Origin of the sequence: Rhizobium sp. AB2/73 (assembly GCF_020871915.1) — a bacterium.
Classification (GTDB): Bacteria; Pseudomonadota; Alphaproteobacteria; order Rhizobiales; family Rhizobiaceae; genus Rhizobium; species Rhizobium dioscoreae.
On sequence record NZ_CP067071.1, the window covers coordinates 1 to 23,906 of the forward strand.

Annotated in this window: 26 protein-coding genes; 12 read left to right on the forward strand and 14 right to left on the reverse strand. The window is 60.7% G+C overall.

Going from position 1 to position 23,906, the window contains the following annotated elements:
* Positions 1–1,551 carry a chromosomal replication initiator protein DnaA gene (gene dnaA / locus I8E17_RS00005; RefSeq protein WP_069611125.1) on the forward strand — a complete coding sequence of 517 codons (1,551 nt, stop codon included), beginning with the start codon at positions 1–3 and terminating at the stop codon, positions 1,549–1,551.
* A 124-nt stretch (positions 1,552–1,675) separates the two neighbouring features.
* On the opposite strand, the gene gcvA is transcribed toward dnaA, so the two are convergent.
* Positions 1,676–2,566 carry a transcriptional regulator GcvA gene (gene gcvA, locus I8E17_RS00010; RefSeq protein WP_219511066.1) on the reverse strand — a complete coding sequence of 297 codons (891 nt, stop codon included), beginning with the start codon at positions 2,564–2,566 and terminating at the stop codon, positions 1,676–1,678.
* A 156-nt stretch (positions 2,567–2,722) separates the two neighbouring features.
* On the opposite strand from gcvA, the gene I8E17_RS00015 reads away from it, so the two are divergent.
* Positions 2,723–3,646, forward strand: a complete 924-nt coding sequence (locus I8E17_RS00015; RefSeq protein WP_113380072.1) for a DMT family transporter — start codon at positions 2,723–2,725, stop codon at positions 3,644–3,646.
* A gap of 103 nt (positions 3,647–3,749) precedes the next feature.
* On the opposite strand, the gene hemW is transcribed toward I8E17_RS00015, so the two are convergent.
* From hemW to rph, 4 genes are read right to left on the reverse strand one after another with little or no spacing between them, the layout of a single operon-like run.
* The gene (gene hemW, locus I8E17_RS00020) at positions 3,750–4,925 is read right to left on the reverse strand and encodes a radical SAM family heme chaperone HemW (protein WP_069611128.1); all 1,176 of its coding nucleotides are present in this window, start codon (positions 4,923–4,925) and stop codon (positions 3,750–3,752) included.
* A gap of 36 nt (positions 4,926–4,961) precedes the next feature.
* Positions 4,962–5,606, reverse strand: coding sequence for an RdgB/HAM1 family non-canonical purine NTP pyrophosphatase (rdgB, locus tag I8E17_RS00025; RefSeq protein ID WP_069611374.1), 645 nt, complete (start codon positions 5,604–5,606; stop codon positions 4,962–4,964).
* Between the two features lie 11 nt (positions 5,607–5,617).
* Positions 5,618–6,034 (reverse strand): VOC family protein, encoded by a 417-nt coding sequence (locus tag I8E17_RS00030; RefSeq protein WP_069611129.1) that lies wholly within the window; start codon positions 6,032–6,034, stop codon positions 5,618–5,620.
* Positions 6,035–6,045: 11 nt separating this feature from the next.
* Positions 6,046–6,762, reverse strand: a complete 717-nt coding sequence (gene rph / locus I8E17_RS00035) for a ribonuclease PH (protein ID WP_113367246.1) — start codon at positions 6,760–6,762, stop codon at positions 6,046–6,048.
* Between the two features lie 172 nt (positions 6,763–6,934).
* Here rph and hrcA point away from each other — a divergent pair, with 172 nt between their 5' ends.
* The gene (gene hrcA, locus I8E17_RS00040) at positions 6,935–8,023 is read left to right on the forward strand and encodes a heat-inducible transcriptional repressor HrcA (protein ID WP_069611131.1); all 1,089 of its coding nucleotides are present in this window, start codon (positions 6,935–6,937) and stop codon (positions 8,021–8,023) included.
* Between the two features lie 22 nt (positions 8,024–8,045).
* On the opposite strand, the gene I8E17_RS00045 is transcribed toward hrcA, so the two are convergent.
* Positions 8,046–8,480 carry a GFA family protein gene (locus I8E17_RS00045; protein WP_113367247.1) on the reverse strand — a complete coding sequence of 145 codons (435 nt, stop codon included), beginning with the start codon at positions 8,478–8,480 and terminating at the stop codon, positions 8,046–8,048.
* 215 nt (positions 8,481–8,695) lie between these two features.
* On the opposite strand from I8E17_RS00045, the gene grpE reads away from it, so the two are divergent.
* Positions 8,696–9,337, forward strand: coding sequence for a nucleotide exchange factor GrpE (gene grpE, locus I8E17_RS00050; RefSeq protein WP_112722001.1), 642 nt, complete (start codon positions 8,696–8,698; stop codon positions 9,335–9,337).
* 89 nt (positions 9,338–9,426) lie between these two features.
* On the opposite strand, the gene ptsN is transcribed toward grpE, so the two are convergent.
* From ptsN to lptC, 6 genes are all read right to left on the reverse strand, one after another.
* Positions 9,427–9,891 (reverse strand): PTS IIA-like nitrogen regulatory protein PtsN, encoded by a 465-nt coding sequence (ptsN, locus tag I8E17_RS00055; protein WP_069611134.1) that lies wholly within the window; start codon positions 9,889–9,891, stop codon positions 9,427–9,429.
* An 88-nt stretch (positions 9,892–9,979) separates the two neighbouring features.
* Entirely contained in the window at positions 9,980–10,555 is a 576-nt protein-coding gene (gene raiA / locus I8E17_RS00060; RefSeq protein ID WP_069611135.1) for a ribosome-associated translation inhibitor RaiA, read from the reverse strand.
* 250 nt (positions 10,556–10,805) lie between these two features.
* Positions 10,806–12,365, reverse strand: a complete 1,560-nt coding sequence (rpoN, locus tag I8E17_RS00065; RefSeq protein ID WP_069611136.1) for an RNA polymerase factor sigma-54 — start codon at positions 12,363–12,365, stop codon at positions 10,806–10,808.
* Positions 12,366–12,560: 195 nt separating this feature from the next.
* A complete protein-coding gene (lptB, locus tag I8E17_RS00070) occupies positions 12,561–13,340 on the reverse strand; it encodes an LPS export ABC transporter ATP-binding protein (RefSeq protein WP_176727986.1) in 780 nt (259 codons plus the stop codon).
* Positions 13,341–13,386: 46 nt separating this feature from the next.
* Positions 13,387–14,040 (reverse strand): LptA/OstA family protein, encoded by a 654-nt coding sequence (locus tag I8E17_RS00075; protein ID WP_069611137.1) that lies wholly within the window; start codon positions 14,038–14,040, stop codon positions 13,387–13,389.
* Positions 14,037–14,723 (reverse strand): LPS export ABC transporter periplasmic protein LptC, encoded by a 687-nt coding sequence (gene lptC / locus I8E17_RS00080; protein WP_069611138.1) that lies wholly within the window; start codon positions 14,721–14,723, stop codon positions 14,037–14,039. The genes I8E17_RS00075 and lptC overlap by 4 nt, the downstream gene beginning before the upstream one ends.
* Before the next feature lie 325 nt (positions 14,724–15,048).
* On the opposite strand from lptC, the gene sppA reads away from it, so the two are divergent.
* From sppA to I8E17_RS00095, 3 genes are all read left to right on the forward strand, one after another.
* On the forward strand, positions 15,049–16,005 hold the full coding sequence (sppA, locus tag I8E17_RS00085) for a signal peptide peptidase SppA (RefSeq protein WP_069611139.1): 957 nt from the start codon (positions 15,049–15,051) through the stop codon (positions 16,003–16,005).
* Between the two features lie 26 nt (positions 16,006–16,031).
* Positions 16,032–16,340: an integration host factor subunit beta gene (locus tag I8E17_RS00090; RefSeq protein ID WP_015338608.1), complete on the forward strand. Its 309-nt coding sequence runs from the start codon at positions 16,032–16,034 to the stop codon at positions 16,338–16,340.
* A gap of 167 nt (positions 16,341–16,507) precedes the next feature.
* Positions 16,508–16,840, forward strand: a complete 333-nt coding sequence (locus I8E17_RS00095) for a LapA family protein (RefSeq protein ID WP_069611376.1) — start codon at positions 16,508–16,510, stop codon at positions 16,838–16,840.
* On the opposite strand, the gene I8E17_RS00100 is transcribed toward I8E17_RS00095, so the two are convergent.
* Positions 16,832–17,290: a GNAT family N-acetyltransferase gene (locus I8E17_RS00100; RefSeq protein ID WP_069611140.1), complete on the reverse strand. Its 459-nt coding sequence runs from the start codon at positions 17,288–17,290 to the stop codon at positions 16,832–16,834. The genes I8E17_RS00095 and I8E17_RS00100 overlap by 9 nt on opposite strands.
* A gap of 36 nt (positions 17,291–17,326) precedes the next feature.
* Positions 17,327–17,779, reverse strand: a complete 453-nt coding sequence (locus tag I8E17_RS00105; protein ID WP_069611141.1) for a carbon monoxide dehydrogenase subunit G — start codon at positions 17,777–17,779, stop codon at positions 17,327–17,329.
* 184 nt (positions 17,780–17,963) lie between these two features.
* Between I8E17_RS00105 and I8E17_RS00110 the strand changes: the two genes are divergently transcribed.
* The 5 genes from I8E17_RS00110 to I8E17_RS00130 all read left to right on the forward strand — a co-directional run bounded on the left by I8E17_RS00110 (position 17,964) and on the right by I8E17_RS00130 (position 23,863).
* A complete protein-coding gene (locus tag I8E17_RS00110) occupies positions 17,964–19,040 on the forward strand; it encodes a class I SAM-dependent methyltransferase (RefSeq protein ID WP_229002134.1) in 1,077 nt (358 codons plus the stop codon).
* Positions 19,037–19,897, forward strand: coding sequence for an RNA methyltransferase (locus I8E17_RS00115; protein WP_113367249.1), 861 nt, complete (start codon positions 19,037–19,039; stop codon positions 19,895–19,897). The genes I8E17_RS00110 and I8E17_RS00115 overlap by 4 nt, the downstream gene beginning before the upstream one ends.
* Positions 19,894–20,412, forward strand: coding sequence for a signal peptidase II (gene lspA, locus I8E17_RS00120; protein ID WP_113367250.1), 519 nt, complete (start codon positions 19,894–19,896; stop codon positions 20,410–20,412). The genes I8E17_RS00115 and lspA overlap by 4 nt, the downstream gene beginning before the upstream one ends.
* A gap of 55 nt (positions 20,413–20,467) precedes the next feature.
* A complete protein-coding gene (locus I8E17_RS00125) occupies positions 20,468–22,753 on the forward strand; it encodes a PAS domain-containing hybrid sensor histidine kinase/response regulator (RefSeq protein WP_113367251.1) in 2,286 nt (761 codons plus the stop codon).
* Between the two features lie 231 nt (positions 22,754–22,984).
* Entirely contained in the window at positions 22,985–23,863 is an 879-nt protein-coding gene (locus I8E17_RS00130) for a GNAT family N-acetyltransferase (protein ID WP_069611146.1), read from the forward strand.
* Positions 23,864–23,906: the final 43 nt, after the last annotated feature.

Here is a 23,906-nt window from a genome sequence, read left to right on the forward strand (position 1 = left end):
ATGCAGATACATACAAGGGCGACGGGTGCGTTGGAAAATGGGGACAATGCGCAGGCGTTCGGTGCGGTTTGCTTAGAAGCGGCGGGGGAAAAGGGTGACGTGGCGCAAAGTAACTTGTTCGAGCGCGTCAGCGCGCGCTTGAAGGCTCAAGTCGGACCCGATGTCTATGCCAGCTGGTTTGCGCGGCTCAAGCTTCATTCGGTATCGAAGAGCGTCGTTCGCCTCACGGTCCCGACGACATTTCTGAAGTCCTGGATCAACAATCGCTATCTCGATCTCATCACCAGCCTGTTCCAGGCTGAGGATGCCGAGATCCTCAAAGTTGAAATTCTGGTGCGCACCGCGACCCGGCAGGGCGCGAAGCCATGCGCCGATGAGCAGCCGGCGGTGCCGGATCAAACGGCTGTCGCGCCGATCCGTCGCGCCGTCGCCCAGCCGGCGGGCCAGGTCGTCGCCCAGGCCGTGAGCGCGGCTGCGGCTGCGCGGCCCGCAACGGCGGGTGCGCCGCTTTTCGGGTCTCCGCTCGATTCCCGCTTTACCTTCGATACGTTTGTCGAGGGCAGCTCGAACCGTGTTAGCCTGGCCGCTGCGAAGACCATCGCCGAAGCTGGCTCCGGCGCCGTGCGCTTCAATCCGCTCTTCGTTCATGCGACCGTCGGCCTCGGCAAGACCCACCTTCTGCAGGCGATCGCCAATGCGGCCGTGCAGAACCCGCGCGGCCTGCGTGTCGTCTATCTGACCGCGGAATACTTCATGTGGCGCTTCGCAACCGCTATCCGCGATAATGACGCACTGACGCTGAAGGACTCGCTGCGCAATATCGACCTGCTCATCATCGACGACATGCAGTTCCTACAGGGCAAGATGATCCAGCACGAGTTCTGCCACCTCTTGAACATGCTGCTCGACAGCGCCAAGCAGGTCGTCGTCGCCGCCGATCGCGCTCCCTGGGAGCTGGAATCGCTCGACCCGCGGGTGCGCTCGCGCCTGCAGGGCGGCGTAGCGATCGAAGTCGAGGCACCGGACTATGAAATGCGCCTCGAAATCCTCAAGCGTCGTCTCGATGCTGCCCGTCAGGATGATCCGTCGCTGGAAATTCCGGCCGAGATCCTCTCTCATGTCGCCCGCAACGTCACCGCCAGCGGCCGCGAGCTGGAAGGAGCCTTCAACCAGCTCATCTTCCGCCGCTCCTTCGAGCCGAACCTGACGGTCGAGCGCGTCGACGAACTGCTGGCGCATCTGGTGGGCTCCGGCGAGCCGCGCCGCGTTCGCATCGAGGATATCCAGCGCATCGTCGCCCGCCACTACAATGTGTCGCGCCAGGAACTGGTTTCGAACCGCCGCACGCGCGTCATCGTCAAGCCGCGCCAGATCGCCATGTATCTGTCGAAGACGCTGACGCCGCGTTCCTTCCCGGAAATCGGCCGTCGTTTCGGTGGCCGCGATCACACCACGGTTCTGCATGCGGTGCGCAAGATCGAGGAACTGATCGCCGGCGACAGCAAGCTGTCGCACGAGATCGAGCTGCTGAAGCGCCTCATCAACGAGTAAGCTGAACGATCGGCATTCGTCCGCGTTTCACGGCCGGCCTCACCGCCGGCCGTTTTCTTTGGGCTTATCCATCGACTGCACGCTGTGCGGATGCCGCCGGCATCCGGAAATCCGAAGCCGATCTCTACGCCGGCGGCGTCGTGCGCGAGACCTCGGAAAATAGCCAGGCGCGCAGGGCCGCGACGGCAGGCCTCTCCAGCGCACCCGGCTGATAGACGAGATGATAGGCAAGCGCGCTCGCAAATCCGGTCGGGAAGGGCGCAACGAGCGTGCCGTCAAGCAACTCCTGCTCCACGAAGGACCGGCGCATCAGCGCTATGCCGAGGCCCGCCTTCATGGCGTGATAAGCGCCCATGCCATCGGTGAAGACCGGTCCGTGCATGGCATCCACCCGCGTGGCACCAACCGCCTTCAGCCAGAGCTCCCAGTCCCGCCGATAGACATCGTGGATCAGCGTCAGGCCGGCCAGATCATCGACCGCAGGAGAGGGGCCAAGCGCCGCTGCCAGCGTGCAGACCGGCACATATTCATCATCGAGAAATCTCTCGCTTGCCAGTCCCTCGTAGCCGCCGAGGCCGTGGCGGATGGCAATGTCTATCCCATCCCGCTGGAAATCCATCATGCGATAGGAAGCGCTGATGCGCAGGTCGATATCGGGATGGGCCTCTTCGAAGCGCCGCAGCCGCGGTACCAGCCAGTGCGTGGCAAAGCCGGCCCTGCAGGTAAGCGTCAGCACCGTATCCTTGGCGCGCATGGCCAAAGCCGCTGTCGCCTCGCGGATGAGGCGGAAGGCCGTTCGCATCGTCGCGAAATATTCGGCGCCTTCACTCGTCAGCGCCAGGCTGCGGGCTCGCCGCTCGAAAAGCCGTACCCCGAGCGTGCTTTCGAGGTCGCGGATCTGCAGGCTGATGGCGCCTGGCGTCACATGCAGCTCGCTTGCAGCCAGCGTCATGCTGAGATGCCGGGCGGAGGCCTCGAAGGCGCGCAGCGCCGAAAGGGATGGCAGTTGATCCATGATGATTGAGCTCAGCTAAACCATGATTTGAAAAAGACTCGTTTGCCAGAGCCTCCATATAGCGCGATTATTCCAGCAATTACGGCGGTTGGCAATCATGTCACGATTGACAACAAATAAGTAAAACTCAATCAGCTGATGCTGGGAGATGATCAGATGGCACAGAAATCCATGGGCGCTGTCGAATGGAGCATGCTGGTGGGGCTATCCATCCTGTGGGGCGGCTCCTTCCTGTTCAACGGCATTCTGGTGCGTGAATTGCCGCCTTTCACCATCGTTACCGCGCGCGTCGCGCTCGCCGCCGTCGCCTTGCATGTCATCGTGCGCGCCACCGGCCATGCCATGCCGAGAGATCGCAAGACCTGGCTTGCCTTCTTCGGCATGGGCTTCCTCAACAATGTCATTCCCTTCCTGCTGATCGTCTGGGGGCAGACCCATATCGCCAGCGGTCTCGCATCCATCCTCAATGCCACCACGCCGCTCTTTGCCGTCGTCGTTGCCCATTTCCTGACGGAGGACGAGAAGATGACCGGCAATCGCCTGATCGGCGTCATCTTCGGCTTTGTCGGCGTGGCCCTGATGATCGGCCCGTCGGTGCTGGCAAGCCTTGGCTCCAACGTGCTGGCGCAGCTTGCCGTGCTGGGTGCCGCCTTCAGCTATTCGCTCGCCGGCATATTCGGCCGCCGCTTCCGTCGCATGGGGCTGGCACCCATCATTCCTGCTGCAGGTCAGGTCACGGGTTCCGCCATCCTGCTGCTGCCGATCGCGCTCTTCGTCGATCGCCCCTGGACGCTGATAATGCCTTCGACCGAAGCCTGGCTGGCGCTTTTAGGCCTGGCCATCCTGTCGACCGCCATCGCCTATATGCTGTTCTTCCGCGTCCTGGCGACGGCCGGCGCCACCAACCTGATGCTGGTGACTTTCCTGATCCCCGTCAGCGCCATTCTGCTCGGCGCGCTCATTCTCGGCGAAAGCCTGCAGCCGAAACATTTCATCGGCATGGCACTGATCGCGGTGGGTCTGGCGGCAATCGATGGACGCTTACTTACCCTGCCCTTGAGGGGGAGGGTCGGCACCTAGTGCCGGGGTGGGGTGATCTCGGCAAGAACCGAAGCTTGAATTGATCTTCAGCAGTCACCCCCACCCGCCGCTTCGCGGCGACCTCCCCCTCAAGAGGGAGGTGCTAACAAGCCAGATCGGCGACCACGGAATCGAGCACCAGCATTCCCGCCGGCGTGCAGCGCAGGCGGGAATTGCCGATCCGCTCTATGAAACCGTGTTCCAGTAAAAACGCCTCGCGCTGCGGGTCGGGATCGCGGCCGGAAAGCTGCTGCCAGCGGGCGAGATCGACGCCCTCCCGCAGTCGCAGGCCCATCAGCAGCAATTCGTCGGCCTGTTCGTCGAAGCCAAGCATTTCCTGGTCGACCATGCCGTGGCCGTCGCGCTCGACCATCTCGAGCCAGCTCTCGGGCTTGCGCTCGGTCGCCGTCGCCAGCTTCTGCGGGCCTCTTGTCAGGCGGCCGTGAGCGCCGGGGCCAATGCCGGCATAGTCGCCATAGCGCCAGTAGGTGAGATTGTGCCGGCTCTCGGCGCCGGGGCGCGCGTGATTGGAAACCTCATAGGCCGGCATGCCCTCGCGCTCGGTGATCTCCTGGGTCGCCTCGTAGAGCAGCGCCGATTGATCGCCATCGGGCACGATCAGCTTTCCGGCCCTGTGCAGGCCGTAGAAGGGCGTGCCCTCCTCGATCGTCAGCTGGTAGAGCGAGAGGTGATCGACCGCGTAGGAGATTGCCTCCTTCAGCTCGCGCTCCCATTCCTCGACAGTCTGGTTCGGTCGGGCATAGATGAGATCGAAGGACATGCGCGGGAAAATCTCGCGCGCCAGCCTGATCGCCTTCAGCGCATCGGCGACATCGTGCAGACGTCCGAGGAATTTCAGGTCGCGGTCGTTCAGCGCCTGCACGCCCATCGACACACGATTGACCCCGGCGGCGCGATAGCCACGAAAGCGCTCGGCCTCGACGCTCGAAGGATTGGCTTCCATGGTGATCTCGATGCCGTCAGGCACATGCCATGTCCTGGCAATGCCATCGAGCACCGCACCCACCGTTTCCGGCTTCATCAGCGAAGGCGTGCCGCCGCCGAGGAAGACGCTTGTCACTGTCTTCGGGCCGCTGATCATGCGCATCGTCGCCATTTCCTTCAGAAAGGCGGCGGCGAAGCGCTCCTGATCAACAGGCTGATGACGGACATGGCTGTTGAAATCGCAATAGGGACACTTGGCCGCGCAAAAGGGCCAATGCACATAGACGCCGAAACCGGGTTCGCCGGTATCGGGCAGCAATTGCGCCCCGTGCATCAGATCTTGTGTGTCCACGATTTCCACGGGATTAGCTTACGCCTCCAGACAGGTTTCGACAAAGATCTTGAAGGCGCGGGCGCGGTGCGACAGCGCCTGCTCGTCGCCGGGCTTCCAGCCATGCTTCTGCTCGGCGCTCATTTCGCCGAATGTGGTCTCGTAGCCCTTGGGCTGGAAGACCGGGTCGTAGCCGAAGCCCTGGCTGCCGCGCGGCGGCCAGACGACTGTGCCTTCCACTTCGCCGCGGAAAAGCTCGGTATGTCCATCGGGCCAGGCAAGGCACAGCACGCTGACGAAGCGGGCCGTGCGGCTTTCCGGCGTGATGGCGCCGGCCTTCTCCAGGGCGGTCTCGACCTTCCGCATGGCCATGGCGAAGTCACGCGTCCCGTCAGCCGTCTCCGCCCAATTGGCCGTATAGACGCCGGGATCGCCGCCAAGCGCATCGATAACCAGACCGGAATCGTCCGAGAGTGCCGGCAGGCCGGACGCATTGGCGGAGGCCAATGCCTTGATCTTCGCATTTTCCTCGAAGGTCGTGCCCGTTTCTTCCGGTTCGATGAAGTTGAGATCGGCGGCGGATTTGGCCGTAAAGCCGAGCGGTCCGATCAGATCGCGGATTTCCTGGATCTTGCCGGCATTGTGGCTGGCGACGACGATAGTCTTAGTATCGAGCTTGCGCATGTGCTGTCCCGTCATAGGCCCCAGATGCGGGGTTCGGCGCATTCCAGGCTGTTGCCGGCCGGATCGCGGAAATAGATCGAACGGCCGCCATTCGGCCAGTGAAAATCGGCTTCGATATCGACACCGGCAGCCTTCAGCCTCTCGGCCATCGCTTCGATGTCGTTGCCATCGACACGGAAGCAAACGTGACCATGACCCTTGGTCCCATGCGGCGGCACGGGCAGGGCGCCCGGTTCGTGCGGCTTGGCCGTTTCCTCGCTGTTGAAGATCAGGAGCACACCCGGCCCGCAGCGATAGAAGACATGACGGTTGCCGCCTCGCGATATCTTCTCCAATCCGAGTATGCCGCCATAAAAGGCTTCGACGGCATCGAGATCGTCTGCATAGAGGGCAGTTTCAAGAACACCTGCGAGGGCCGGGTCAGCCATTCAAGATATCCTCAGGCGATGGCCTGCTTCTGCAGCTCCACCAGTTCGGCGATGCCGGTCTTGGCGAGGTGCATCAGCGTGGCAAATTCCTCTTCGCTGAAGGGGGTGCCCTCAGCCGTTCCCTGGATCTCGACGATGCCGCCCTTGCCGGTCATGACGAAATTGGCGTCGGTCTCAGCCGAGGAATCCTCGAGATAGTCGAGATCGATGACAGGCTGGTCGGCAAAGATACCGCAGGAGATAGCGGCGATGTGATCCTTCAGCACGCGCTCGACCTTGACCATGTTGCGGCTTTCCATCCACTTCAGGCAGTCATAGAGCGCGATCCAGCCGCCGGTGATCGAGGCCGTGCGCGTGCCGCCATCGGCCTGGATGACGTCGCAGTCGACGGTGATCTGGCGCTCGCCCAATTCCTTGAGGTCGACAACGGCGCGCAGCGAACGGCCGATGAGGCGCTGGATTTCCTGCGTGCGGCCGCCCTGCTTGCCGGCGGCGGCTTCGCGCTTCATGCGCTCGCCGGTTGCGCGCGGCAACATGCCGTATTCGGCCGTGACCCAGCCCTTGCCGCTGTTGCGCAGCCATGGCGGCGTCTTGTCTTCCAGGCTTGCCGTGCAGAGCACATGCGTATCGCCGAATTTCACCAGGCAGGAGCCTTCCGCATGCTTGGAAAAATTGCGCTCGAACGACACCTTGCGCATCTGGTCGGTTTTTCTGCCTGAAGGCCGCATTCCACTCTCCTGAATGTTCGTTGACCGCTTCTACGACCCGCAGGCCGCTTTTGCAAAGGAAAAGCAGGCCGTAAAGCTGCCCGGCAGCCGTGGCGACATTTTTCCCTTTTGCCATTGCTAACTGAATGATTATATTTTGCCCAAGGCTCAACGGAATGGATCTGACAGCGAAATGGTATTCACGACATCGTCGGTCTCGGATGTCATTGCTGCACTGGACGAACGCTCCAAGGAAATCTTCCGCCGCATCGTCGAAGGCTATCTGGAAAATGGCGAGCCGCTGGGCTCGCGCAATCTTTCACGCCTGCTGCCCATGTCGCTGTCGCCGGCCTCCGTGCGCAATGTCATGAGCGATCTGGAGGAGCTGGGACTCATCTATTCGCCGCATGTGAGCGCCGGGCGCTTGCCGACTCAGGTCGGTCTGCGCTTCTTCGTCGATGCCTTCATGCAGGTCGGCGATCTCTCCGCCGAGGACCGCGCCAATATCGATCGGCAGGTGCGCGGCGGCAATCGTGACCAGCCGGTGGAATCGATGATGTCGGAAGCAAGCCGGGTGCTGTCGGGCATTTCGCGCGGTGCCGGGCTCGTCATTACCTCCAAGAGCGATCCCGTTCTCAAGCATGTGGAATTTATCCGGCTGGAGCCGACCAAGGCGCTCGCCGTGCTCGTGGGCGAGCACGATCAAGTGGAAAACCGCATCATCGAGCTGCCGGCCGGCACGACCTCGTCGCAGCTGACGGAGGCCGCCAACTTCCTCAACGCCCATATGACCGGGCAGACGATGCCGGAATTGCGGCGGCAGTTGCAGAGCCTTAAGGAAAGCGTGCGCCAGGAGCTGGACAGCCTGTCGCATCAGCTGGTCGAGCGCGGTATTGCCGTATGGTCCGGTGGCGATGACGACGGCAAGCCGACACAACTCATCGTGCGCGGCCACTCCAACCTGCTCGCTGAAATCGGGGGCGCGGAGGATCTGGATCGCCTGCGCCTCCTCTTCGATGATCTCGAAAAGAAGGACAGCCTCATCGAGATCCTCAATCTTGCCGAAAGCGGGCCGGGCGTGCGCATCTTCATCGGCTCGGAAAACAAGCTCTTCTCACTGTCCGGCTCCTCGCTGATCGTTGCACCCTATCGCGACGAGGACGATCGCATCGTCGGTGCCGTCGGCGTCATCGGCCCGACGCGGCTGAATTACGCGCGCATCGTGCCCATGGTCGATTATACCGCCCAACTGATATCGCGGCTGTCGCGGCCTGGAATCTGAGGAGCGGATTTAGCTGCTGCGGTCAATCGGGAAGCAAGGTTCCAGATCCGCCCATCTCGGCTGGAAAGTCCTTCTGCTTTGGCAGCCCGTCTCTCAGATGCAGCACCGTCGTCTCGTAGTTGACATGCATGACAGGCTGAAAATCGAGGTCGGGAAGGACTGCCGCATAGACGTCCGTAACGCCCCATGGCGGATGCTCGGTCAAAAGATGGCCGCCGCAGACCGTGCACCACTTGCGCACGCTCTTCTCGGTTTTCTGATAGCTGCCGATCTTGTCCGCGCCCTTGGTGATGTGGACGGCTTCCGGCGGCCAGAGCGAGAAGGCATTGACCGGCCCTGCCGACCATTCCCGACAGGACTCGCAATGACAGTAACCCATCGCCATTGGCTCGCCATCGACTGCGATTCCCACCGCGCCACAGAAACACTTGCCTGAAAGGGATTTGCCATTAGACATTGATGTCACCTCACGCTGTGCTGAGATGCACTTCAGCATACCACCGGGAAGGAGGCCTGAACAGTCGACGTCTTGAACAGCGTCCGGGAGCGGCGGGCCGTATTGCCGCCGCCGCAAAGCCAGGATTTGGCTGTTCTTCTCGACAAAGCCTTGATTTTTTCCAGCCAAACCTCGATATCGGGCACATCCAAAGACCAAGCAATTCGGAGACCGTCATGACCGACGAAACAACAAAAACCGGACCTGACGCCACGGCGGCTGACACGTCAGCGGATTTCGCGCAGGATGCAGCGGAAACCGTTGATGCGGCCGAGCCGTCTCAGCCAGATCCGGTTGAGCTGCTGAAGGCCGAGAACGGCGAACTGCGTGATCGCTACCTTCGCCTCGCTGCCGAGATGGACAACCTCCGTCGCCGCACCGAGCGCGACGTGAAGGATGCAAAGTCCTATTCCGTGGCAAGTTTTGCCCGCGACATGCTCTCGGTGGCCGACAACCTGCGCCGCACGCTGGATGCCATTCCGGCCGACGCCCGTGATGGCGCCGATGCCGGCCTGAAGACGCTGATCGAAGGTGTAGAGATGACCGAGCGTTCCATGCTCTCGGCCCTCGAGCGTCACGGCGTGCGCCAGCTCGAGCCCATCGGACAGAAGTTCGATCCCAATTTCCATCAAGCCATGTTCGAAGTGCCGAACCCTGAAGTGCCGAACAACACGGTCGTCCAGGTGGTGCAGGCCGGCTTCGTCATCGGCGATCGCGTTCTGCGCCCGGCCATGGTCGGCGTCGCCAAGGGTGGCCCGAAGATCGTGGAAAATGCCGAGCAGGGCGCCAACAGCCCGCTGGATGAGAAAGACGCCTGATCTTTCAGAGCGATAGCGAAAAAGAAAGAGCCGGATGATGTTAGATCATCCGGCTCTTATTTTTGCCTTGGTCCGATGCAATCCAGCTGTCAGGCAGCGTTGGATGCCTGCTCCTCGTTGAGGAAGGCGTAGATGGCGGAGGCGGAATCGGTGGCACGGAGCTTCGCGACGAGATCCTGGTCCCGCAGAACGCGGGCAATGCGCGAGAGCGCCTTCAGGTGGTCTGCGCCGGCACCTTCGGGTGCGAGCAGCAGGAAGACGAGATCGACGGGCTGGTCGTCCAGCGCCTCGAAATCGACAGGCGCTTCAAGGCGCGCGAAAATGCCGGCGATGGATTTGATGCTGGAAAGCTTGCCGTGGGGAATGGCGATACCGTTGCCGACGCCGGTGGAGCCGAGGCGCTCGCGCTGCAGCACGACGTCGAAGATTTCGCGCTCGGGCAGTCCGGTGAGCTTGGAAGCTTTGGCGGCCAGCTCCTGAAGCAGTTGTTTTTTGGAATTTGCCTTCAAGGCGGGGATGATCGCATCTTGCTGTAGCAAATCTGCCAATGCCATTCTCTTTATCCTTCGTGTCGCCGAGAACCGATGACGGGCAAGCGGCGGCCAGCTGCGATGATGCGCAGCCGCCGCTTATCTTCTATTCTCAGCCTTTGATATTGGCTGCGTCGATCCAGCCAATGTTGCCGTCCTGACGGCGATAGACGATGTTCAAGTGTTCGTTGCCCGGGCTGCGGAAGAGCAGCAGTGGTTCGTCGGTCATATCGAGCGCCATCACGGCGGTCGCCACCGACATGGTTTTCAGCTGCTTCGTGCTCTCTGCGACGATTGCCGGCGCGAAGTCGGCAGGGATCTCCTCGTCGTCATCGGGAATGCCGTCCATGACGGTATAGGCGACTTCCGCCTGACCGTTCACGTGATTGCCTGCCTGATGGTCCTTGAGTTTGCGCTTGTAACGACGCAGGCGCTTTTCGATGCGCTCGGACGCAGCGTCGAAAGCAAGCTGCGGGTCCATGGCTTCGCCGGCAGCATGCAATACGACACCGCTGTCGAGGTGAAGCTTGCAATCGGCCGCAAAACGCGAACTGGACTTCTGCACAGTTACCTGACCCGAATACCCCCCGTCGAAGTATTTGGTCACGGCCATACCGATCTGGTCCTCGATCCGCTGACGGAAGGAGTCGCCAATTTCCATATGTTTACCGGAGACACGCACACTCATGGAGTTTCCCTTCTTGTAGTGGTTATTGCGCGTATCAGTTTACGCCAAGCCTCAAGCTCATCCAAGCACTTCACGCAGTCAAAGGCAAATTGCGTATATCGACCGCCTTTTGGATGGTGGGGATAAGTTTCATGGTCGTGCTGTCCTGCAGCGATTGCGGCGGGCTTCTAGCCCTGCCTCATACGAAAGTCAACTGCATCTTAACGGACTGTTAGGAGTTCGGCAGCCTTGGGTTGAGAGGTGCCGCCTGTCAGAAACCGGAAACTTTGGCTAGAGCCCGCTTCTCCCGGCGCCGTTGCACGGAGGAGGGGATGTTCATGGCTTCCCGGTACTTTGCAACCGTGCGGCGAGCAAGCTCTATCCCGCCCTTCTTCAGCGTATCGACGATATCGTCGTCGGAGAGGACCGCATCCGGGCTCTCGTTCGAGATCAGTAGACGGATCTTGTGGCGCACGGCCTCTGCAGAATGGCTGTCTCCGCCCTCGACGGCGGCGATCGAGACCGTGAAGAAATATTTGAGCTCGAACAGCCCGCGTGGCGTCAGCATGTACTTGTTCGAGGTCACGCGGCTGACCGTCGATTCATGCATCTTGATGGCATCCGCCACGGTTTTCAGGTTTAGCGGCCGCAGATGGTCGACGCCATGCAGCAGGAACGCGTCCTGTTGCCGCACGATCTCGCTTGCCACCTTCATGATCGTCTTGGCGCGCTGGTCCAAGCTGCGGGTCAACCAGTTGGCATTCTGCAGGCATTCCGACAGAAAGGCATGGTCCTGGCTGGTCTTGGAGACGGAGGCGAAATAGGACTGGCTCACCAATACCCGCGGCAGCGCATCGGGATTGAGCTCCACCAGCCAGCTTCCGTCCGCGGAGGGTCGCACGACGATATCGGGCATGATCGCCTCCGATATGTCTGTTTCGAAACCGCTGCCGGGCTTCGGGTTGAGCTGGCGGATTTCCGCCATCATGTCGAGCAGGTCTTCCTCATCGACGCCGCAGAGCCGCTTCAGCGTGGCGAAATCGCGCCGGGCAAGCAGCTCGAGATTCTCGATCAACCGCTCCATGGCGGGATCGAAGCGATCCTTCTGCCGGAGCTGGATTGCCAAGCATTCGCTGAGGGAGCGGGCAAAGACGCCGGGCGGATCGAGTTGCTGCAGGGCCTCCAGCACGCGCTCGACGTCGGCAAGCGTCGCACCAAGGCGTTCGGCCGTCTCACTGAGTTCCCCACGCAGATAGCCACAGTCGTCGAGCTGGTCGACGAGATGCTGGGCGATCAGCCGGTCGCCCATGGCGGGAAGCGAGAAGGGAATCTGTTCGTTGAGATGATCGCGCAGCGACACCTGGCCTGCGACGAAATCGTCCAGGTCGTAGCCTTCACCGGCATCGCCGCCAGGCATGGACTTCCACTGGCTGAGCAGCTCCGGCGCATCGGCGCGCTGCGGGTTGCCGTCATCGGGAAAGACGTCACTGAAATTCGTGTCGAGCTCGTCGCTTAGCCGGTGGGCGTTGCCGGTATTGTCGCTCTCGTACCAATCGCTCGCAAGATCGCCGGCATTGCGTTCGGAGCCATCCTCGCCATGGGCTTCTTCCATGGTCTCGAAGCGTTCGTCCCCGGCGCCGCGATCGCCGCCGCTGCCTATATCCTCGTCATTTGACGCAAATTCCAGCAGCGGGTTCTTTTCGACTTCCTGTGCGATGAACTGCGTGAGCTCGAAATGCGTCATCTGCAGCAACTGGATGGATTGCATCAGTTGCGGTGTCATCACCAGGCTCTGGCTTTGGCGCAGGAAAAGATTGGCCGATAGTGCCATGGCGGACGCGGGACTCCCCTTGAACTCCTCGGGAATCCGCGCCTCTTTTCACTAAAATTCTCGCGAAATTCCAACTGGCCCAAAAATTGCTTTTTTATTGGATTTGGTCAAGCGGAACTGTGAAGCCGAAGTAAATTTCCGGCACGCGGTAGCATTCGCTAATATTGGCGGATGGGAGGACGCAATTTCAGCCTATCAGAGGCTGAAATTGTCACCCAGATACAGCTTGCGTACTTCAGGATTGCTGACGATGTCGTTCGCCCTACCATGGGTCAGGACTTCACCCGCATGAATGATATACGCGCGGTCGATCAGGCCGAGCGTCTCGCGCACATTGTGGTCCGTGATCAACACGCCGATGCCGCGCGCCGTCAGGTGATGCACGAGGTTCTGAATGTCGGCGACCGAAATCGGGTCGACACCGGCAAAAGGTTCGTCGAGCAGCATGAAGGTCGGATCGGTGGCCAGCGCGCGGGCGATTTCCAGGCGCCGCCGCTCGCCGCCCGAAAGCGCGATCGCCGGCACGCTGCGCAGATTGCGAATGTGGAATTCCTCCAGCAATTCGTCGATCTTGCGCTCCCGCTTCGTCTTGTCCTTTTCATGGACCTCAAGCACGGCGCGGATGTTTTCTTCCACGGTCAGGCCGCGGAAGATCGAGGCTTCCTGCGGCAGGTAGCCGACACCGAGCCGCGCCCGGCGATACATCGGCATCGAGGTAACATTGTTGCCGTCGATCTCGATCGTGCCTTCATCGACCGGCACCAGTCCGGTGATCATGTAGAAGCACGTGGTCTTGCCGGCGCCGTTCGGCCCCAGCAGTCCGACTGCCTCGCCGCGGCGCACCACCAGCGAAACACCGTTGACGACACGTCGCGTCCGGTAGGTCTTGGTGAGGCCACGGGCGATCAGCGTGCCCTTATAGCGTGCCTTGTCCGCGGCCGGTGCGCTCGATGCCGCAGAAGACGGCCCGGGCACGCCGGGCAAGGTGGAAGTGGTCGATGTCGTCACGAGGGGGCCGGTATCAGTTTTTCTTTTGTTGTTGTTGCTGCACTTGCTGCGACTTCGGGTCGAGCTGAATCTGGACGCGACCGCCACAGGAATCCAGCTGTGCTTCACCCGTCGCCATATGCACGGTGAGCTGGCAGCCTGTGAAAACATTCGGTCCGTCGGTCAGAACCACCTTTTTGCCCTTGAGGATCGCAAGCTGGTTGGCCATGTCGAAGGAGCCGTCCTCCGCCGTCGCCGTCTGCGTTCCGGAAACGAGGTAGACCTTGTCGGTGACCAGAATGTGGTCGATGTTGGCATCGCCCGACACGAGCGACTGGTTCTGCTCCTTGGCAGCCTTGGCAACCGGATTGTCGGGCTGCTTGGCATCTCCCGCCTGCTTCTTCTTGTAGAAGACCGTCATCTTGCCGGCCTGCATGGTCGTGGTGCCCTGGACCACCTTGACATTGCCGGTGAAGACCGCCTGGCTCTCCTGGTCATGGATCTCGAGCTTGTCGCTTTCGATCTGGATCGGTTGATCCTTGGAGAGGGCAAGACCCGGCATCGAGCTGGTCGTCGACTGCGCGCCGGCGTTTGCGGCCGCAAAGAAGGCGACTGCGCCAAAAGCACAGAGAAGGCCGGCCTTGCGCACGCCGGAATTGAAAATTGAATTAGGCCAATACTTTATCATGAACCGCCCGGCTTCTGTTGGCTATTTGAATTATGGAGAGCGGCAGGTTCGATGTTCATCCGAACCTGCCCGTCGAATTCGATTACGCTCCCCTTATCCGTCATCTTGAGCGAACGCGCAACAACCGACATACCACCGCGGGTGATAGCAACCTCGTCCTGGCTGGAAAGGTCCCCCTTCTTCACATCCAGGAAGGCGGTCTTGAACTCGGCGTGCAGCCCGTTGTCCATCAGGATGGTAAAGGGCTCGGTCAGCTTCAGTGTATCGGCCTGGCGGTCGAAATCCGCGCTCGCGGCGGTAACATGGGCGATCACGTCGGTATTGACCGGCATTGATGCCTTGATGGTCTTGAGCGTGATCATGTTGGGATTCTTGATATCCTGAAGCGCTTTTTCGGCAAGCAGCGAGTAGTTGATACCATCCTTGTTGCGCCCGGCAATGGCGGGGCGTTCCATGACGACCTTGCCATCCTCGATCTTGGCGCCCTCGATCTGGATGTTTGCCGGCAGATAGGCGCGGATGACGGAGACGGCAATAAAAAGGAGTGAGATGATGATGGCGGCAAGCGGCAGCAGCACCCTGAGCCGCTTTACGCGGTTAGAATGGAAAATCGCGTCTTTGTACGCGTTCCGTTCCGGCACCGAGCGTATTGCCTCGCCGGGGGGCTCGATCGTATTGAGCATGCAACAGGTCCGTCTTTTATGATCCGGAGAACCGCATTCACGCTATGCGAGGCTGTGCCAAAAAGCCTATCGGATCGTTTCGCATTATTGCACTGGCTTGCCAATATGGATTTTTTCCTGCTGTAGGCGAATTTTAGCAGAAAAATATACCATAAGCCGGTTTCATCGGGTCGGGCGATGTCCTATCTCATGAACCAGCAGAGCGGCGTCCCGTCGACGACATCGAAAACGGGAAACGCTTTTCTCTAAGGATTGTGCCCGTTTCAAGGTGTCATACATCCGGTTTGTGGCGCTTTCAATTTGTTGCAGGGAGAAATAAGGCGTGATGGACAGTTCTGCAATCGCGGATCGGCGACAATTGCGCCGCAAGGTCGGTTTCTGGCGCATTGTTGCCGTTTTGCTCCTTGTGGCATTGGGTTTTGCGTTTTATCGCTTTGTTTCGGCCGACCTGCCGGACGCGCGCGGCCCGCAGATCGCCCGCGTCAAGATTTCCGGGCTCATCCAGGATGATCCGGAGCTGCTGGAGCGGCTGAAGAAGATCCGCGACAATGATCAGGTCAAGGCGCTGATCGTGTCGATCTCTTCGACCGGCGGAACGACCTATGGCGGCGAACGCATCTTCAAGGCAATCCGCGCCGTCGCCGCCAAGAAGCCGGTCGTATCGGACATCCGCACCGTCGCTGCCTCGGCCGGCTACATGATCGCGACAGCCGGAGATGATATCGTTGCGGGCGATACCTCCATTACCGGCTCGATCGGCGTCATCTTCCAGTATCCGCAGGTCAAGGACCTGCTCGACAAGGTCGGCGTTTCGCTCGATGAGATCAAGTCGGCACCGCTGAAGGCCGAACCGTCGCCCTTCCATCCTGCCAGCGAAGACGCCAAGAACATGATCCGCAGCATGGTCATGGATAGCTATGGCTGGTTCGTCGATCTGGTGGCGGATCGCCGCAAGCTGTCGCGCGACGAAGTGCTGAAGCTTGCCGACGGCAGCATCTTCACCGGCCGCCAGGCGCTTCAGAACAAGCTGATTGACACACTCGGCGGCGAGGACGAAATCCTCGCCTATCTCGAAACGCGAAAGGTCAAGAAGGACCTGCCGATCGTCGATTGGAAGCCGGAAGACAAAACTTCGTCCTTCTTTTGGCCGGGTGCCGCTTCCTGGTTGCTAAATCGTCTCGGTTATGATGATTTTATCAAAGGAGAGAGTCTCCAGAAAATCATGACCGATAAGTTGTTTCTTGACGGCCTGCTTTCTGTTTGGCAGGGTGCAGCCAATTGATAAATCAATGATTTAAGGGGATAGCTGTGATCAAGTCGGAACTGGTGCAGATTGTTGCCGCCCGCAACCCGCATCTCTATCACCGCGACGTCGAAAATATCGTCAATGCTGTCTTGGATGAGATCACCGATGCGCTCGCAGCGGGAAACCGGGTTGAGCTTCGCGGCTTCGGTGCTTTTTCCGTCAAGAACCGGCCTTCACGCTCCGGTCGCAACCCGCGCACCGGCGATACGGTCTTCGTCGAAGAAAAATGGGTTCCCTTCTTCAAGACCGGCAAGGAATTGCGTGAGCGCCTGAATCCGGGCGCCGGCGACGACGAGGAAGACGACAACTGATCGGGCCATTCCGGTCGAGTTTCCCCAAATGCGCCGACGGAAATAGTTGTCGGACATGATTGTGCCGCGACGCGGTGGCACTTGAATTCAGCCGCCTCTTTTCTATTCTGCGGCTGAAGGCGGCTTGGGTGCGGGACATCCATGGCCGCGGACAAAGGAGCTGCGCAATGGCCAAAAAGATCGTCAATCTGCTGATATTGCTGCCGCTCGGCATCATCCTCATCATATTCTGCGTCGCCAACAGGCAATCCGTGACATTGGCCCTCAATCCGTTCCGACCGGAAGATCAGGTGCTGTCGCTGAATGCGCCCCTGTTCGTTTTGCTATTTGTGGCGCTGATCCTCGGTATGATCGTCGGGGCCGCGGTCACCTGGTTCAATCAGGGAAAGCATCGCAAACGTGCCCGCAATCAATCGCGGGAAGCGGTACGCTGGCAGGCCGAAGCCGATAAGCATCGCACGCGCGCCGAAGAAATCGCCGGGCAGCTGCCGTCAAAGTGACGTGACGTCGGCGAGCCGCATCTCTTTATAATCACCTTCGGGCGAGGCGCCATCGCCAATGATCTCGAAGCCAAGCATTTTATAGAACGCCATTGCGCGGATGTTTTTGACCAGGCATTTCAGCCGATAGCGGCGTCTTGGCCAATCCGGCAATGCGGCAAGCAACGCCGTGCCGGCACCGCGGCCCTGGAAAGCCGGCAGGATATAGAGCATGTGGATGAAGTCGTCCGGCTCCCAAATCGCGGCGAAGCCGGCGATGGTGCCATGCCCGTCTTCGCAAACGAACAGACGCTCGCCATTCGTATGAGTGGCGAAGTCCTCCAGTGTAAAGCGATCGGGATCGACCCATAGGAACGTTTCGCGACGGACACGGAGATAGATCTCCGCAAGCTGCTGCATATCCTGTTCGCGGGCGGGCCGGACGGCCCAGGTCTCGAATTTCGATCTCATGATCGACTATATGGGGCCGAAATATTCCGCTGGCAATCAGGCGCCGGACTGACCGTTGATCGCCGCGGTGAAATCGGCGAAAAACTGCTGCGCCAGCTTCTTGGCGCTGGAATCGACCAGGCGGGAGCCAAGCTGCGCGATCTTGCCGCCGACCTGCGCCTTCGCCTCATATTGCAGAATGGTCTCGTTGCCGTCTTCCTTCAGTATGACGTCCGCGCCGCCCTTGGCAAAGCCGGCAATGCCGCCCTTTCCTTCTCCCGAGATCGTATAGCTTTCCGGCGCATTGATGTTGGAAAGCTTGACCTCGCCGTTGAAGGAAGCCGAAACGGGGCCGATCTTCAGCTTGACGGTTGCCGTCAGCTCCGTCGGGGAGATCCAGTCGAGGCTTTGACAGCCGGGAATGCATTGTTTGAGGATTTCGGAATTGTTCAGTGCAGCCCAAACGGCATCTCTGGGTGCTGCGATCCGTTCCTCGCCGGTCATGTCCATGCACAATCCTCCCAATGTGACATTTTGTGCATGGATCATCGCAGATTGGAAAGCGCTTTGCCAAGTGGCGGCCAGATGCTATTTGCACGCACATATCAATTTTGAGACAAGCATGGTGAAACATAGGGAAAGCCGGCCCGGCCAGAAAAGCGCGGGCGGCCTTGGGGCAAAACCCCGGCGTGACATGCCCGGCAAGCCGCCGGCAAAGCCCGCGCATGCTTCAAGGCCAGCCAAGCCTTTGCGTGATGCCAAGCCTTCGCGCGATCATGGCGAGCGTGTTGCCGAGCCGCGTTCTGCAGTACCTGCCGCCGCCGCGCCGGAACGCCCGCTGATCGCCCGAACCGGTGAGCGTCCGCAGGAGCGCGTGCCGGTTATCCTGGAATCGCTCGGTGCCGGTGATTTCCACCTGATCGACAGCGGCAATGGCCTCAAGCTCGAGCAATACGGTCCCTACCGCATAGTCCGGCCTGAGGCACAGGCGCTGTGGCCGCCGTCGCTTGCCGCGCATACATGGGACAATGCCGATGCGATCTTCACCGGTGATACCGATGAGGACGGCATGGGCCGCTGGCGTTTTCCGCGCGAGGCGCTCGGCGAGACATGGCCGCTGCAATTGCTCGGCGTCGATTTTCTTGGCCGCTTCACCGCATTTCGCCATGTCGGCGTCTTCCCGGAGCAGATCGTGCACTGGGCATGGATGAAGGAGCAGGTCGAGGCGGCGCAACGGCCACTGAAGGTCCTGAATCTATTCGGCTACACCGGCGTCGCCTCCCTGGTGGCGGCGGCTGCCGGGGCTGAAGTGACTCATGTCGACGCTTCGAAGAAGGCGATCGGCTGGGCGCGCGAAAACCAGGCTTTGGGCCGCATGGAAAAAATGCCGATCCGCTGGATCTGCGAGGATGCGATGAAGTTCATCCTGCGCGAGGAGCGGCGCGGCAACAAATACGACATCATTCTCACCGACCCGCCGAAGTTCGGCCGCGGCCCGAACGGCGAGGTCTGGCATCTCTTCGAACACTTGCCGCTGATGCTCGATATCTGCCGCGAGATCCTGTCGCCGAAGGCGCTCGGCCTGGTGCTCACGGCCTATTCGATCCGCGCCAGCTTCTACTCGATCCATGAGCTGATGCGCGAGACCATGCGCGGCGCTGGCGGCGTCGTCGAATCCGGCGAACTCGTCATCCGTGAGGCCGGCCTCGATGGCCGCACGCCGGGCAGGGCGCTTTCCACCTCTCTCTTCAGCCGCTGGGTGCCGAAATGAACCAGGATTTTCGTAGTGACGGCCCGCGCAAGGTCGGACAGGTCAAAGAGGTTACCTCGCTTGCCAATCCGATCGTCAAGGATATCAAGGCGCTGACGGTCAAGAAGTCTCGCGAGGAAAGCGGCGCCTTCCTGGCCGAAGGACTGAAGCTCGTCATCGATGCGCTCGAGCTCGGCTGGACGATCCGCACGCTTGTTTACGCCAAGGCCGCAAAGGGCAAGCCTCTCGTCGAACAGGTCGCCGCCAAGACGGTCGCCGCCGGTGGGCTGGTGCTCGAGGTCAGTGAAAAGGTCATCGGCTCCATCACACGTCGCGACAATCCGCAGATGGTGGTCGGCGTCTTCGAGCAGCGCTGGCGGCCGCTTCGCGACGTCAAGCCGAAGGCGGGCGAGACCTGGGTGGCGCTCGATCGCGTGCGCGATCCCGGCAATCTCGGCACCATCATCCGCACCGCCGATGCGGCCGGCGCTTCCGGTGTCATCCTCGTCGGCGAAACGACCGATCCGTTTTCGCTGGAAACCGTGCGGGCCACCATGGGCTCGGTCTTCGCCGTTCCCGTCGTCAAGGCGACACCGGAAGAGTTTCTGATCTGGAAGAAGACGGCCGGTGTCGCTGTCGTCGCCACCCATCTGGCGGGCGCGGTCGATTACCGCACCATCGATTACAGGAAGAAGCCCGTCGTCATCCTGATGGGTAACGAGCAGTCCGGCTTGCCGGATGCCCTGGCGAAAGAGGCCGATGCGCTCGCCCGTATCCCGCAGGCCGGCCGTGCCGACAGCCTCAATCTGGCGGTCGCGACGGCAGTCATGCTGTTTGAAGCCCGCCGCCATATCCTGACCTTGAGCGAGACCCGATGACCGATAGCGAGACCCACGAACAGCCGACTGCAAAGCCGGCCCTGTTTTCACGGCCCCTGCCGATCCTGATCTTCATCGTGGTTGCGGTCATTTTCGACCAGGCTATCAAGATCATGGTGGATCATTGGCTGCCGCTACAGGAGATGGTCCCGGTCATTCCGATGCTGGCGCTCTATCGCACCTATAATCTCGGCGTGGCCTTTTCGATGCTTTCAGGCATGGATGGCTGGTTCATCGTCGGGATGCGCCTTGTCATCGTCGCCTTCGTGCTGTGGCTCTGGCGGCGCACGCCCGATCATCGCTGGCTCGCGCATATGGGCTTCGCCCTGATCATTGCCGGCGCGCTCGGCAATCTGCTCGATCGCTTTCTCTACGGTCACGTGATCGACTATATCCTGTTTCATACGCAGACATGGTCTTTCGCCGTTTTCAATCTTGCCGACAGTTTCATCACTGTCGGGGCAGGCTGCGTCATTCTCGACGAGCTTCTAATGCCGAAAAAGGCAAAAGTTTAAAATTCTAGCGAATCCCTGAAGGCATCGGGAAGAATACCCATGTTAGCCAGACTGCATGAGCACTCTGGCAGATTTGCAGGAAAAGCTTGCGGCGGCGGCTGTTCACGACCAAACGGGACCGATCGAAGGGTCGGCCGCCAACGAGTCGTCGCTTGCAAAATCGACCGTGCCGCGTGAGGCAGGCCGGCACTCGGCGCCGCCTGCGCAAGCCTGGTGGCTGCAAAGCCATTGGCTGAATGGTGGCGGTCTTGTGGCCGGGGTCGCCTTTCTTGCGATCGGCTTCGCCGGAGGTCCTCTGGTGCTTTTAGGCTTTCTTGGCCTCGCAGTCCTTGCGCTGGCAGCCGTCGGCATCGTCACAGCGCGAGGCGCGGCGCGCGAGCCCGAGATTGCCGCTGCCGATGCCAGCGAGAGCGAGCATGATCGCCTGTGGGAGCACAGGGAAAGCGCTAATCTCCTTGCCACCATCCACGATGCGCTTGGCGACATCGCGGTCACGCGCAGCATCGACCGCCGGATTCTGCACGCCAACGCCACCTTCAGCAGATTGACCGGAAGGTCGCACCCCGAAGGCCTGACGCTGGAAGAAGCTGGCCTGGTATTCCGAGCAGTCACCGATGCGAAGCATCAGGATGCGGAAATCGCAACCCCCGAGGGGCGGCGCATTTTCGCCTGGTACGACGTCATGTTCCGCGATGCGACGACCGGGCAATTATGCATACAGAGCATCGCGCGCGACGTGACGGAGGAGCGGCAGGCAGCTCGCCTGCGCGAAGATGCGCGGCTGAAGGCCGAATACAACAGTGCCGCCAAATCGCGGCTGCTCGCCACCGTCAGCCATGAGATCCGCACGCCGCTGTCGGGCATTCTCGGCATGAACCATCTGCTTGCCCAGACGCCGCTGACCCTGGAACAGGCAAATTACCTGACGGGCATTCGTCAGTCGGGTCACGCGCTGGTGCAGCTGGTCGAAGATCTCCTTGATTTCTCCACGATCGAAGTCGGTCGCTTCCAGTTGCATCCGCGCACGGAGGCTTTGCGGCCGCTGCTCGAAGGCGTCATCGAGATGCTTGCGCATCGAGCCCATGAGAAGGGCATCGAAATTGCCGCGAGCGTTGCGGCCGATGTTCCCGAGAGCATGGAATTCGATCCTGCCCGTTTGCGCCAGATCCTGTTCAACGTCATCGGCAATGCGGTGAAGTTCACCCAGACCGGCGGTGTTCTTGTCAGTGTCGACCTCAACGGGCGGGATTTGACGATATCGGTGCGCGATAGCGGTCCCGGCATGACCGAGGAAGAACAGGCCCGCGTCTTCGGCGAATTCGAGCAGGCCGGCACCACGGTGGAAAGAAGCGCCGGCACTGGCCTTGGCCTTGCAATCTCCGCCCGCATCCTGCGCGAATTCGGCGGCGGGCTCAGCGTTGCCAGCGAGCGCGGCGAGGGCAGCGAATTCGTCATCTCCTTCCCGGTCGGCCTGATTGCCGGCGAAGACGGATACGATCGGCGCAACACCATGCTCAGGGGATCCCGTATCCTGCTGCTGGCTCCCGAAGGGGCGGCAAGCACGGCCATCATGCGAACCATCCAGACCCTTGGCGGCCATTGCCGTCTGATCGGCCCGGACGACATGGATGACCTGCTGCCTTCGTTTCCGATGGGCGAGGGCGGGGTCTGGACGGATCTCATCGTCGACCATCGCATGGCCCCATGGTACTTCAGCGAAGGAAATGTGCTTGCGGTGCCGAGATTGCGCAAGATCTTCCTGGTCAATCCCGAGGAGCGCAACACTCATCCGCTCGACCTTTTCGACGCCTGGCTCATCCGCCCGCTGCGCGAACAGTCGCTGATCGATGTGCTGAGAGGCCGCATGCGCGGCATGGAAAAGCGCGAAGCCTTGATCGAGGCCGTCTCGGAGATCGGCATAACGACGCCCGAGACGGAGGATCGCGCGCTCGATATCCTGCTGGGCGAGGATGACCCGGTCAATGCGATGCTGGTTCGGGCCATGCTCTCCAAGGCTGGCCATAGGGTTCGCCTCGTCGAGGATTTCGACGGTCTTCGAGCCCGCACCGGAGACGGCGAAGCGCGGCCGGAGGTGCTGGTGACGGATTTCAACATGCCGGGCGGTACGGGCGCGGCTGTGCTTGCGCAATTGCGCGCTCATGAGCGCAGGCATGGCCTGCCGCCGCTTCCGATTATAGTGCTGACCGCGGACAGCCGCGATTCGATCCGTCGCCAGGCACTGCTGGCCGGGGCTGATGCCGTCATCGTCAAGCCGGTTGATCCCGAAAAGCTGACGGCCGCGCTACGCGGCTTGTCGAGATCGGTCTTCGAACGCGCCTAGAAATCATCCGCGATCTGCGGATGAAAATTGCAAAGCCGGCTCATCAATGCTTGATAGCGGCCGTTGACATGGCTCAACTTATGGCAATTGTCATCGCTAAGTTGGGGACGGCGCGTCCATTCGAAAAATTGCAACGGGCACGGTTCTTGCTTTTAGCCAAGCTGCGTGTCACTTTCCTGTCGCACGAATTTGGTTTATGGCGCTATATCGGCCCGCAGGGGGAGAATCGCCATGTCCATCGAAATTTTGAATCGCGAAGCTCAGGGCGAAATGGTTCAGTCTTCAAAGGCAACGGTTGAGCCGGTTGCCAGCGATGTGCTCGGACGCATCGGAAATCTCGAAACGCGCCTTGCCCGCACGGCGCGCGAAATCGATGCCGCTCAGGCCGTCCGCTACCGCGTTTTCGTCGAGGAGATGAACGCGCAACTGCCGGCTGACGCCATGCGTCGTCAGCGTGATGTCGACAGCTGGGACGACGTTTGCGACCATCTTCTGGTGCTGGACCGCTCGCTTGAGGGCGATCCGGAAGACCAGATCGTCGGCACCTATCGCCTGCTGCGCCAGGAAGTGGCCATGGCCAATGGCGGCTTCTATTCCTCATCGGAATTCGACATCGATGCACTGCTCGCCCGTCATCCCGATAAGCGCTTCATGGAGCTCGGCCGTTCCTGCGTGCTGCCGGATTACCGCAACAAGCGTACGGTGGAACTGCTCTGGCAGGGCAATTGGGCCTATGCGCTGAAGCATGGCATGGGCGCCATGTTCGGTTGCGCATCCTTTCCGGGCATTCTGCCGGAGCAGCATGCGCTGGCGCTTTCCTTCCTCTATCACAATGTTCTCGCCAAGGACGAATGGGCCGTCGGTGCACTGCCATCGCTGGCACGCAACATGGATCTGATGCCGGTCGAGGCCGTCAATCCGAAGAAGGCGCTGATGTCGCTGCCGCCCTTGATCAAGGGTTATCTGCGCCTGGGCGCCATGGTCGGCTCGACCGCCGTGGTCGATCAGGCCTTCAACACGACGGACGTTCTGATCGTCCTGCCGATCGCCAGTATCTCCAATCGCTACGTGAATTATTACGGCGCGGATGCCGGTCGCTTCGCCAGCTGACGAATGTAGAGTAATTCCAGGAAAAGTGCGTAGCGGTTTTCCG